Here is an 11,525-nt window from a genome sequence, read left to right on the forward strand (position 1 = left end):
CTCGTCGCTCTCAGGGGGTCAGGCCGGACCGGGGCGCGGTGCCCAGGTGCGTGCCCACGCGCTTGACCAGCAGCGTCATCTCGTACGCGATCAGCCCGACATCGGAGTCCGCATCGGCCAGTACGGCCAGGCAACTGCCGTCGCCGGCCGCGCTGACGAACAGGAACGCATCGTCCAGCTCGACCATGGTCTGCCGGACCTGGCCCGCGTCGAAGTGCCGGCCGACGCCCTTGGCCAGGCTGTGGAAGCCGGACGCGACCGCGGCCAGATGCTCGCCGTCCTCGCGGGTCAGGTCCTTGGACGCGCCGGTGGCCAGCCCGTCGCTGGAGAGGATGAGTGCCTTGCGGATGGATCCGACCCGCTCGACCAGTTCGTCCAGAAGCCAGTTCAGCTCGCCGGCTCCCTTCGCCGAGACCGGTGCGGTGGAAGCTGCTGCCTTCGGTGCGGTCATGGACCGTCCCCTCCCGATGTGGTTCCTGGTGGTGCTGTGCTGCCCGTGGTGGCGTCGCCGTCATGGTCAACGGTGTCACGGGCGTCCGGGCCTGTGCGGTCCGGGCCTGTGGTGTCCGCGGCCGGGTCCTCGTCCCGCGGTGGCGTGCCGGTCTCGCGTGGCTCCTCGCCGTTGTCGCGCCGGCCGCGCTGCCAGCCGCGCTGGAGCGACGCCATCCGGGCGCGTACCGCCTCGGCGTCCCGGTCGTCCGCGGCCGGCCCGCTGCCGCGTGCCTGGGCCGGCTCGGCGGCGTCGGCCTTGAGCTGGGGCGCGAGGCTGGCCTGCCGCACGCGGCGGGGCAGGCCGGTGGACGTGGTCGGCGCGGGCGTGTCCGGTCCCTCGGCGCGCTGCGGGGTGCCGGGCGCCGGGTCCTGGGGCGCGCCGGACGACGACGGCCGGTCCGCGGCACGCCCGGAGCCTTCGGGGCCGGGACGTTCGGAGCCCTCGGGGGCCGGGCGTTCGGCGTCCCGCCTGCGCTGGGCGTCGCGGTCGTCGACCGTTCGGCCGTGGTCGGAGACCAGCACCGGCGGGCGGCGGCGGCGCGGCAGCGGGGCCGGTCCGCCGGGCGCCTGGTCCCGGGTCTGCTGGTGCTGCTCGCCCTCCGGAGCGGGCGGCACGGGGGCGATTGCGCGCTTGGCCGGGGACGGTCCGGCCGGTGCGGCGGGGCCCTTCGGGTCGCGGCCGCGCTCCCGCTTCCGGAAGGGGCCGTCCGGCTCGTCGGGGCCCAGCTCGTCCGGGCCGAGCGGCGCCTCGAGTTCGACCGGCCCGTCGATGACGGCCGGGTCCCGCTCGCGCTCGGGCCGCGGCACCGGCAGCTGCGCCAGCGCGGCCAACTTGCCCGCCGCGTGCTCCAGTTCGTTGCCGACGGGACCGCCGGTGGCCGGCTCCTCGTCGTCCCGGCCGCCGTCGGCGGTCTCGGTGAGAAGCGTCCCGGGGAGGAAGACCACCGCGGTGGTGCCGCCGTACGGCGAGGGCTGGAGGGAGACCCGGACGTTCTGCCGCTGGGCGAGCCGGCTGACCACGAACAGCCCGAGCCGGTCGGTGTCGGACAGCTCGAACTCGGGGGTCTCGGCGAGCCGGAGATTGGCCTCCAGCAGCAGGTCGGGCGTCATGCCCAGGCCACGGTCGTGGATCTCCAGGGTGTAGCCGTTGGCGACCCGCTCGCCCAGCACCTGGACGGCGGTGTGCGGCGGGGAGAAGACCGTGGCGTTCTCCAGGAGTTCGGCGATCAGGTGCGTGAGGTCGGACACCGCGGGGCCGTCCACCGCGAGCCGCGGCATACGGCGCACCTCGATCCGCTCGTAGTCCTCCACCTCGGCGACCGCCGCGCGCACCACGTCCATCAGCTGGATCGGCTTGCGCCACTGCCGGGAGGGGGCCGCGCCGGAGAGGATGACCAGGCCCTCGGCATGCCGGCGCATACGGGTGGTCAGATGGTCGATGCGGAAGAGGTCGGCGAGCTCGTCGGTGTCCTCGGTGCGCCGCTCCATGGCGTCCAGGAGGGTCAGCTGGCGGTGCAGCAGGACCTGGCTGCGGCGGGCGAGGTTGACGAACACCTCGGAGACCCCGCGACGCATCTCGGACTGCTTGACCGCGGCCTCGATCGCGGCCCGCTGGAGGGTGTTGAGCGCCTGGCCGACCTGGCCGGTCTCGTCCTGGCCGAAGACGAGCCGGGGCGCCTCGGTCTCCACATCGATCTGTTCGCCCGCCGCCAGCCGCCGCATGACGCTCGGCAGCCGGACGCCGGAGACGTCATGGGCGGCCTTGCGCAGTCGGATGAGGTCGCGCACGTGGCGGCGGCCGATCCGGAACGAGACGACGATCGAGACCAGCACCGCGACGAAGCCGAGGACACCGGCGATGGCCGCCTTGAGCAGGATGTTGGTGGCGACCGGGGCGACCCGCTCCTGGTAGCGGTCACCGGCGGCCTTGCCCATCCGCTGGAGGTCGCCGAGGACCTTCTTCGCCGCGGTGTTCCAGCGCTCGGCGTTGACCGTCTCCGGTCCGCCCTGGGCGCCGGCGGCGATCACCCGGTCCTCGTAGGACGTCAGCTCGCGGGCCGGTGCGGAGCGCCAGTAGTCCTGGTAGAGGCCACGGTCCTTCGCGGGCAGCATGGGGAGGCTGGTTTCGTAGAGGACCCGGCGCTCGGCGACCCGGTCGGACAGCGCCCGCAGATCGCGCTTGCTCATGCTGCCGGAGGCGAGCACCGCGGACATCAGGGCGTCCTCGCGGGCGACGGCCTCCCGGGCGCGGGTGACGATGACCAGCGCCCGGCCCTGCTTGTCCATCTCCACGTTCTCCAGGGCGTGGAGCGCGGCGAGGAAGTCATAGCTGGGGTCGACGAGGGAGTTGTAGCCCTCCAGGGCCTCGTCGCGGGAGACGGTGTTGTCCTCGACCTGGGCGCGCAGCGAGCCGAGTCCGGACAGGCCCTTGAGGATGCCGCGCATCCGGTTGCCGGTTTCACCGGTGAGGTCCTCGCGGATGTCGCGGGTGCCGGCGTCGGTGCGGAGCCGGGTGACGGCCTCGTCGGTGGCCCGGGACCGTGCCCGCAGCTCGCCGAGCGCGTTGGCGCCGCGCCGGTCGGCGAGGTACAGCAGGCTCTGCCGGCGCTCGCGTTGCAGCGCCTGGACGACGTCCTCGACCGGATACCCCAGCTTCTGTACGACGTTGCCGACGTCCAGCAGCTGGTCGGCCTCCCGCCCGGTGAGGTAGGTCGTGAACGCCCACATGGACGTCAGGGACACCAACGGTACGAGCAGCAACGCCACGATCTTCCGGCGGACCGACTTCCCGCGAAAGCGCATGGCCTCCCCTACGTCAACCCCGGCGCACGGGGGTGGTGTTCCGTCAACAAACGGCGCGAGCCTACTACTCTCGGGTGACCGAGCCGAAGGGCTCTTCGGAGGTCGGGACGGGTGCGGGGGAGAAATCGTCAGGAGTTGTCCGGTGATTCCCGGACAACCCGCCCGAGTTTCCGGGACCGGCCGATGCCATCGGTGTCCGGCGGCAAGCCGGTCGGTTGGCCGGTTTTGCTCTACCCCCGGGGGAACCCCGCGCGCGCTCGGTACGTGACCATGGGAAAGGACGGGGTACGGCACCAGGGGCGTGTACCGGTGAAATCCGGGCAGCCACCAAGGAGCCGGACACGCGGGGAGAGTGCGGGGAGAGTGACGCGGTCATGGACACCGGCAGACAGTCTTTGTGGCAGGAGGAACCGGCGGCCCGGCCCCGGATGGCGGAGCCGGTGCGCACCGCCGCCGTGCGTGCCGTCATCATCGTGGCGCTCACGCTGATCCAGGCCATGGTGGCGTTCCTGAGCACGATGGCGGGCTCCTGGCTCGCGTTTCCCGCGGTGCTCAGCACGGTCGCCAGCACGGTGGTCGCCACCTGGGGCGTGCTGGATGTCTGGGTGACCCGCCAGGTGTGGGTGCAGCGCAACGGGGTGCGGTCACAGCCGAGCAGTACGGCCCGGGAGCTGCGCCGTGAGCGGCGCCGGGCCCGGCGGCAGCAGCGCCTGGAGTCCCGGGAGGCTTCGTCGGGGGTCGACCGCGCGGCCGCGTGACCGACCGGTTTTTACGCCACCGCCTCTTCCCGCACGGCGGGGCGCACATGAATGATGCCGTCCAGGACGTCGACCTGGTGCGTGCGCACCGGCCGGCGGGCGGGCAGACAGGCCGGGGCGCCGGTGCGCAGGTCGAACAGCGCCGCATGCAGCGGGCATTCGACGAAGCAGCCCTCGACCCAGCCTTCGGAGAGCGAGGCGTCCTGGTGGCTACAGGTGTCATCGACGGCGTAGTAGCCGCCCTCGGCGTGGAAGACGGCGATGGCCGGTGTGGCGTCGTCGATCTCGATCCGGACGGACTCGCCCTCGGGCAGGTCCTCGATACGGCAGACGGGAATCATCTGGCCCCCCTCTCGCTGATCGGTATCATGTGTTCTGAATAACGCATCGCAAAGCGCGATGCGCAACAGAATCCAAGCCGGGGAGCGGGCCGTCAAGGGCTTCCCGTCAGATGCCTTCAGACGTGCCCCGCGGGGCCACCGGGTGGTGACACAAAGACCCATGTCGAACACTTCCGATACGGCAGACGACCGGTCCGAGGAACGGCGCGGCGGGGCGGGATCCGTCCAGTCCGTGGACCGCGCGGTGAGCGTGCTGGAGATCCTGGCCAAGCTGGGCGAGGCCGGGGTGACCGAGATCAGCGAGGAGTTGGGCGTCCACAAGTCGACCGCGTTCCGGATCCTCGGGGTGCTGGAGAACCGCGGGCTGGTGGAGCAGGAGAGGGAGCGCGGGAAGTACTACCTGGGCGCCGGGGTGCTGCGGCTGGCGGGCGCCGCGGCGATCCGGCTGGACATCTCCCAGGAGGGCCAGCCGGTGTGCCGGGCGCTCGCCGAGGACACCGGGGAGACCGCCAACATCGCGGTACTGGACGGCGATGCCGCGGTCAACATCATGCAGGCCAGGGGCTCCGCGGCGGTCACCGCGTACAACTGGCTGGGCCGCCGGACCCCGCTGCACGCCACCGCCAGCGGCAAGGTCCTGCTGGCGTATCTGCCGGCCCCGCGCCGGGAGACCCTGGTGACCCGCAAGCTGCCGCGGTTCACCGAGCACACCCTGACCACGGCGGCCGGTCTGCGCGAGCAGCTGACCGCGGCGCTGGAGGACGGATTCGCCTGCACCAGCGAGGAGTTGGAGATCGGCCTGAACGCGGTGGCGGCGCCGGTGCGGGCCCACGACGGCGCGGTGATCGGCGCGATCGGCCTCTCGGGACCGGCGTACCGGATGGAGCGTCAGCTGCTGCCGGAGCTCGCGGAGCGGGCCGCGAAGGCGGCCGCCGACCTCTCCCGCCGGATGGGGTACCCGGGTTGAGCGGGTAGCGGAAAATCCCCCTTGACGTATCCCTGGCGGACTTCCAGCATGTCTCCTATAGCGCAACCAAGCGCACTATAGGCAACACGGCGACGGAGGCGGAGCGTCCTCCACCACCGTTCCCGTTCTCAGCACAGCGCACCACTCCAACCCCTCACCGGCATCCGTGCCACCTCACGCGTGCTACCCGCCCTGCCGCCGCCGCAGGCGCTGTTTTAGGAGTGAGACATGCCGCACGAAGCCCGCGCCGTCGTCGCCCTCAAGAAGGGCGCCCCCGTCGAGGTGCTGCCGATCCTCGTGCCCGACCCCGGTCCGGGCGAAGTGCTCGTGACCGTCCAGGCCAGCGGGGTGTGCCACACCGATCTGCACTATCGCGACGGCGCGATCGGCGATGACTTCCCCTATCTGCTCGGCCACGAGGCGGCCGGTGTCATCGAGGCCGTCGGCGCCGGCGTCACCGAACTCGCGCCCGGCGACTACGTGGTGCTCGCCTGGCGGGCGCCCTGCGGACAGTGCCGCGCCTGCCGTCGCGCCCGCCCCTGGTACTGCTTCGCCTCCCGCAACGCCGACCGGCCCATGACCCTGCTGGACGGCACGGAGCTGACCGCGGCCCTGGGCATCGGCGCCTTCGCCGAGAAGACGCTGGTCGCCGCGGGGCAGGCGGTGAAGGTCGATCCCTCGGCGCGCCCGGAGGCCGCGGGGCTGATCGGCTGCGGGGTGATGGCCGGGTACGGCGCGGCGGTGCACACCGGCGGTGTGGGCAGCGGGGACACGGTCGCGGTCATCGGCTGCGGCGGCGTCGGCAACGCCGCCATCGCGGGCGCCTCCCGGGCCGGAGCGCGGCGTGTCATCGCCGTGGACCTCGACGACGGCAAGCTGGACGCCGCCGAGCGGTTCGGCGCCACCGACACCGTCAACTCCCGTGGGACGGACCCGGTCGAGGCGGTCCGGGCGCTCACCGGCGGGCACGGCGCCGATGTGGTGATCGACGCGGTGGGCCGCCCGGAGACCTACCGGCAGGCGTTCTACATGCGCGACCTGGCCGGCACCCTGGTCCAGGTCGGCGTGCCCGAGCCGGACATGCGGATCGAGCTGCCGCTCATCGATCTCTTCTCGCGCGGCGGCGCACTGAAGTCGTCCTGGTACGGCGACTGTCTGCCCAGCCGCGACTTCCCGGTACTGATCGATCTGTTCCTGAGCGGCAAGCTCGATCTGGAACGGTTCATCAGCGAGACCATCGGCCTCGACGACGTCGAACCGGCCTTCGCCAAGATGCAGCGCGGGGAGGTCCTGCGGTCGGTGGTCGTGGTCTGACCGCCCGCAGGACCTCGCCGCCGGTCACCCGCCGGCCGGGTCCGCCGGCTCCTCGGGGGCCGGGTCCTCCGGACGGCGGTACATCCGCGTCGCCGTGATCTGCCCGTGCACCGCCTCGCCGGACGGGTCCGGCTGCGGCAGGCCCGGCCGCAGATGCTCCTCGACGCTGATGTACTTCAGCCCGGCCCGCAGATCCGCGTCATTACGCAGCCGGATGACCAGCGGGAACTCCGCGAGCGCGGTGGTGTCGAACAGACCGGTGGTGTACAGCAGCTGGACGCCCAGCGCATCGGCGACGGCGCGCTGGAGCTCCAGGAGATAGGTCGCGTTGGCGCGGCCGATGGGGTTGTCCAGGAACAGCGTGCCGGCGTGCCGCTGCTTGTCGCGGCCCCGGTCGTTGCTGCGCAGCGCCGCCATCGTGCAGTACAGCGCGATGGCGGCGGTCAGCAGCTGGCCGCCGGAGAAGACATCGCCCATCTGCCCGACCGGCACCCGCTCGGCGCGCAGCACCGCGTCCGGCTTGAGGATCTCCACGGCCACCCCGCGCGGCTGGAGCGCCGCACTGACCCCGCGCAGCAGCAGGGACATCCCGTCCCGCCGCAGATCGCTGTTCTTCTTCACGGCCGCGCGGGTCGCCTCGTCGATCACCTCGCCGAGCCGCTCGGTGAGCGTGGCCTGGTCGGGGTCCTCGAACCGGATCCGCAGGAACTCCTGCCCGGACCACTCCCCCAGCCCCTCGGGCAGCCGCGACAGCCGCTGGGCGGAGCGCAGCGTCGTCAGCGACGACTCGACCAGACCGCGCAGCCGGTCGACGATGGAGTCGCGGTTGCGCTCCAGCTGCTCCAGCTCGTCGGTGAGCACCCGCAGCCGGGGCGCGAACGCCTCCGCCCACTTGGCGGCGTGATCCGGGAGGGCCGAGGCGGGCAGCTCGCGGATCTGCTGCCGGGCGGGGGTGCGGACCTGTTCGTAGCGGGTGGAGTTGGCGTGCCGTACGAGGATGTCGCTCGCCTCGCGCACCGCGGACTCGGCGGTGGACAGATCGGCGGCACAGCCGCGCAGCGAGCGGCGGGACTCGGCGGCGGCCTGCCGGGCGTCCGCCAGCTGTCCGGCGTACGCCTCGATCCGCCCGTCCGCCGGGTCCTCGGCGTCCTGGTGGTCACGGAGCAGATCGCGCAGCAGAGCGGCGGTCTCGTCGAAGCCGCCCGCCGCGTCCTCGGCGGCGCGGTGGCCGCGCAGCAGCTCCTCGTGCCGGTCCCGGGCGGCCGTCAACGCCTCGGTGGCGGTGGCCAGTTCGCCCGCCGCGGTGCGCAGCAGCTCCTTGGCGCGGTCGGCGTCCGCGGGCACCAGCTCCTCGGGCAGCTCGGTGTGCGCCTCGCCGTCCGTGGGGGCGAGGCGCTCGGCCTCACCGCGCAGCCGGCCGAGCTGCTCACTGGCGGCCGAGGCGCGGGTCTCCAGCATGTGCACCAGCGACTCGGCGCGGGCCGCGGCGGCCTGCCGGGACGGGCCGTCGGCGGCGTCCGGGCTCTCCAGGAGCGCCTCGGCGCGGGTGCGGACCTTGTTGGTGAGGCGGTTCAGCTCCGCCAGGGCGGCGCTCTCGTCGCCCTCGGCACGGGCCTGTTCGGCACGCAGATCGGCACCGACGCCGACCTTCTCGTAGAGCTGGGAGGCGGCGCGGTACGCCTCGCGCAGCGCGGGCAGCGACGCGCTCGCCCCCTCGGGGGCCTCCCCCAGGTCGTCCGGGACACCCGCGATCTCGGCGCGCTCGGCGCGCAGCGCGCGGGCGGTACGACGGGCGTCGTCGGCGGCGCGCTGGGCGGCCCGGCGGTCCTCGTCGGCGGCCCGCGCCCGGTCCACGCACTCCTCGGCGCGGGCCTCGAACTCGGCCGCCTCGTCGGCGAGTTCCCGCATCCGGGACTGCCAGGAGGCGCGCTCGCGCAGCCGGTGGGCGAGCCCGGCCAGCAGATCGGCGGCGCGGCGGGCACGCTGCGCCGCCTCCTGGCGCTCGTCGCGCACCCGGGTGGCCTCGGCCGCGGCCTCATCGGTCTCGGCGCGCGCCGCACGGGCCTCGGCCAGCTCCGCGGCGGCCTCCTCGGCGGCGGTCCGGGTTTCCTGCGCGGCGGTGGCCAGTTCACCGAGGCGGCCGGCCGGGCAGCCCGTACGCCACGAGCCGAGCCGGGCGGCCAGCGCACGGTCCCCGGCGAGCCGGGCGGCCAGCGCCCGGATCTCCTCGTCGCGCTCTATGGCGCGCGCCCGCAGCGCCTGGCGCTCCTCGTCGGCGGCGGATTCGTCGTGCATCGCCGGGTTCGGCGGGACGAGGAAGACGCCGGTGTCCCGCGCGTCGGGCGCGGGGGTGGGCGCGAGCAGCGCGGCGGCGGTGCCGACCGCGACGGCCGAGCGGGGCAGCAGCGCGGCCTGCGCGAGCACCTCGCGGGCCCGCGCATGGGTCTCCGGGTCCGTGATGATCACGCCGTCGACCAGCTCGGGGCGGGCGGCCAGCACCCGGGTGTGGTCGGCCGGGTCGACGGACTGGGCGAGATAGCGCCAGCCCGGCAGCGCGGGAACGCCGTGCTCGCCGAGGTACTCCACGGCGGCCAGCACATCGGGCCCCGGCGGCAGCAGACCGCCGTCGCCCAGCGCGCCGAGGATCCGCGCATCGTCGGCGGCGGCCGTACGCAGGTCGAACAGCTGCCGTTCGGCGCCGGCGACGCCCTCCTCCAGCAGCTCGCGGAGCTCGTCGGCGTTGCGGTCCAGCTCCTCGGCGGTCAGCGGGCCCGCGGTGGGACGGCGCGCGGCGCCCGGTTCCGTGCCGGACGCTGCCGTACGGGGGCCGGGCACGGACTTGGCCTCGGACTGCGGGAGGCCGAGGAGGTCGGCGAGCCGCTGCTCGGCGCCGATGGACTCGGCGGCCCGGCGCTCGGCCTCGTAGGCGCGCTCGGCGGCCTCGGCGGCGTCCTCGGCGCGGGCCGCCGCCAGCTCCGCGGTGGAGTGCCGGGCGGTGGCCGCACGGGCCCGGTCGGTGGCCTGCCGGGCGGTTTCACGGGCCGAGTCCCATGCCTCGACGGCGGTCTTCTCGGCGTCCGAGGCGGCGAGCGCGGCGCGGGCCGGGTCGGCGTCGGGGGCGCTGTCGTCCAGCCAGCCGGCCCGTACGGCCTCGGCGGTCTCCTCGGCGACCTCGGCGAGCCGCTGCTTGAGGTGCTCGGCCTCACTGCGGGCGCGCTGGGCGTGGGTGGCGGCGGAGGTGGCGTCGCGGTGCGCCGACTCGCCGGCCTCCTGGAGGGCGGCGGAGCGTTCCTCCTCCTCATTGGCGATCCGCTCCCCGGCCTCGGCCGCCGTGTGCAGGGCGCGGACCAGGTCGGCGGCGGCGGTGGCACGGGCGGCGAGCGCGGGCGCGGCGTCCCGCTCGGCCTCGCGGATGGCGGCGGCGACCCGGGCGGAGCGGTCCGCGGCGGCGCGGTGCCGCAGTGCGGTCTCGGCGGCCTGCCAGGCGCTGTGCAGCGTACGGGCGTCGTTGAGCTCCCGGCGCTGGGCGGCGGCGCCCTTCTCCGCGGCGGCCAGCGCCAGCGAGGCGTGCCGGTAGGCGAGTTCGGCGGAGACCAGCGAGCGGCGCTCGCGTACCCGCTCGGCGTCGGTCACGCGGTGCGCCGCGGCGTCGACCTGCTCGGCGAGTTCGGCGGCGCGGCCGCGCTCCTCGGTGCCCCGGGCGTGCAGCCGCTGGGCGAGGCCGCGGGTGCGGCGCTCGGCTCCGGCGTGCACCTCGCGGGCGCGTTCACGCTGCTCGGCGGCGTCGGCGATGCGCGAGAGCAGATCGAGGGAGCCGGCCGTGAAGTCGCGTTCGGCGGTGAGTTCGGCGCGCCGGCCGAGCTTGTGGGCGAAGCCGTGCACCAGGTCGGCGAGGCCGTCGGTGTCGCGGGTGTCCGTGACGGCGCGCAGCAGCAGGTCGGTGAAGTCCGAGTCGTTCTTGACCGCGAAGAGGCCGGCCGCCTCACCCTCGTCGGCGTTCATCTCCCGCTGGTAGCGGAAGAGCTCCGGGTCCAGGCCCAGCTCGCCGAGGTGCTCGTTCCAGCGCTCGTGGATCTCTTCCCAGACGACATCCAGATTGGGGTAGTTCTTCCCGGCCTCGGTGAGGATGTCGCGGAAGCCCTTCATCGTCCGGCGGCGGCCCTGCGCGCCGGAGCTGCCCTCGCCGCTCTCCTGGCGGGGGCGGACAACCGTGGCCTCGGCGACCGGGAGGGAGTCCAGGCTCATACCGGGGCCGGGCCGGAAGCTGTACCACGCCTCGGCGAACTTCCGGGGGTCGTTGGAGACCTGCCGGCCGCGCCACTCGCTGACCTTGCCGACGACCACGCTCTCGCCGGTGAGGACGTGCTGCCACTCCAGGGCGACATGGCCGCAGTCGTCGGCGAGCAGGAACTTGCGCAGCACGCCGGAGCTGGCGCCGCCGAGGGTGTTGCGGTGGCCGGGCAGCATCACCGAGAAGATCAGCTTGAGCAGGACGGACTTGCCGCCGCCGTTCTCCAGGAAGAGCACACCCGCGGGCGCCGGACGGCGCGGCGGGCCGACCGGTTCGTCCTCGAAGAAGTCCGCCTGGGCCGGGGCCGGTTGGGGTACGGGCGCACCGACTCCGCGCAGGTCCATGACGGTGTTGGCATAGCGCGCACCGGCGGGCCCGATGGAGTAGAGGCGGACCCGGGACAGCTCGTACATGGCGGACTCTCGTTGTCGTGGTCGGGAGGGGCGGGGAGGGCGGGGGGCGGGGGGCGGTCAAGTCGGGCGGATCGCCACGCAGCAGCGCGGCCGTCGCCGCGCACCCGCGCACTAAGCCACTCGCCCTTAGGTCGACCGTGCCGGGGA

The 11,525-nt window shown here is 74.2% G+C and carries 7 protein-coding genes; 3 read left to right on the forward strand and 4 right to left on the reverse strand.

The window, feature by feature from the left end; translation table 11 throughout:
• Positions 1–10: 10 nt before the first annotated feature.
• Together ACFWJW_RS28450 and ACFWJW_RS28455 are read right to left on the reverse strand one after the other, a co-directional pair.
• On the reverse strand, positions 11–451 hold the full coding sequence (locus tag ACFWJW_RS28450; RefSeq protein WP_387246747.1) for a roadblock/LC7 domain-containing protein: 441 nt from the start codon (positions 449–451) through the stop codon (positions 11–13).
• A complete protein-coding gene (locus tag ACFWJW_RS28455) occupies positions 448–3,294 on the reverse strand; it encodes a nitrate- and nitrite sensing domain-containing protein (protein WP_387246750.1) in 2,847 nt (948 codons plus the stop codon). The genes ACFWJW_RS28450 and ACFWJW_RS28455 overlap by 4 nt, the downstream gene beginning before the upstream one ends.
• A 314-nt stretch (positions 3,295–3,608) precedes the next feature.
• Between ACFWJW_RS28455 and ACFWJW_RS28460 the strand changes: the two genes are divergently transcribed.
• The gene (locus tag ACFWJW_RS28460) at positions 3,609–4,052 is read left to right on the forward strand and encodes a hypothetical protein (protein ID WP_387246808.1); all 444 of its coding nucleotides are present in this window, start codon (positions 3,609–3,611) and stop codon (positions 4,050–4,052) included.
• A gap of 11 nt (positions 4,053–4,063) precedes the next feature.
• Here the strand turns inward: ACFWJW_RS28460 and ACFWJW_RS28465 are convergent, their stop codons facing one another.
• On the reverse strand, positions 4,064–4,393 hold the full coding sequence (locus ACFWJW_RS28465) for a bifunctional 3-phenylpropionate/cinnamic acid dioxygenase ferredoxin subunit (RefSeq protein WP_387246752.1): 330 nt from the start codon (positions 4,391–4,393) through the stop codon (positions 4,064–4,066).
• 160 nt (positions 4,394–4,553) lie between these two features.
• Here ACFWJW_RS28465 and ACFWJW_RS28470 point away from each other — a divergent pair, with 160 nt between their 5' ends.
• Together ACFWJW_RS28470 and ACFWJW_RS28475 are read left to right on the forward strand one after the other, a co-directional pair.
• Entirely contained in the window at positions 4,554–5,360 is an 807-nt protein-coding gene (locus ACFWJW_RS28470; protein ID WP_387246754.1) for an IclR family transcriptional regulator, read from the forward strand.
• Between the two features lie 228 nt (positions 5,361–5,588).
• Positions 5,589–6,674 (forward strand): S-(hydroxymethyl)mycothiol dehydrogenase, encoded by a 1,086-nt coding sequence (locus ACFWJW_RS28475; RefSeq protein ID WP_387246756.1) that lies wholly within the window; start codon positions 5,589–5,591, stop codon positions 6,672–6,674.
• A gap of 24 nt (positions 6,675–6,698) precedes the next feature.
• Here ACFWJW_RS28475 and ACFWJW_RS28480 read toward each other — a convergent pair whose 3' ends face one another.
• A complete protein-coding gene (locus ACFWJW_RS28480; RefSeq protein WP_387246759.1) occupies positions 6,699–11,378 on the reverse strand; it encodes a hypothetical protein in 4,680 nt (1,559 codons plus the stop codon).
• Positions 11,379–11,525 lie beyond the last annotated feature (147 nt).

It is taken from the genome of Streptomyces sp. NPDC127097 (genome assembly GCF_042724075.1).
In the GTDB taxonomy this organism is placed as follows: Bacteria; Actinomycetota; Actinomycetes; order Streptomycetales; family Streptomycetaceae; genus Streptomyces.

What these genes read in the sequence shown, in the direction of transcription:
- ACFWJW_RS28450 (WP_387246747.1), bottom strand. Translation starts at nt 451, where the DNA reads ATGACCGCACCGAAGGCAGCAGCTTCCACCGCACCGGTCTCGGCGAAG.
- ACFWJW_RS28455 (WP_387246750.1), bottom strand. Translation starts at nt 3,294, where the DNA reads ATGCGCTTTCGCGGGAAGTCGGTCCGCCGGAAGATCGTGGCGTTGCTG.
- ACFWJW_RS28465 (WP_387246752.1), bottom strand. Translation starts at nt 4,393, where the DNA reads ATGATTCCCGTCTGCCGTATCGAGGACCTGCCCGAGGGCGAGTCCGTC.
- ACFWJW_RS28470 (WP_387246754.1), top strand. Translation starts at nt 4,554, where the DNA reads ATGTCGAACACTTCCGATACGGCAGACGACCGGTCCGAGGAACGGCGC.
- ACFWJW_RS28475 (WP_387246756.1), top strand. Translation starts at nt 5,589, where the DNA reads ATGCCGCACGAAGCCCGCGCCGTCGTCGCCCTCAAGAAGGGCGCCCCC.
- ACFWJW_RS28480 (WP_387246759.1), bottom strand. Translation starts at nt 11,378, where the DNA reads ATGTACGAGCTGTCCCGGGTCCGCCTCTACTCCATCGGGCCCGCCGGT.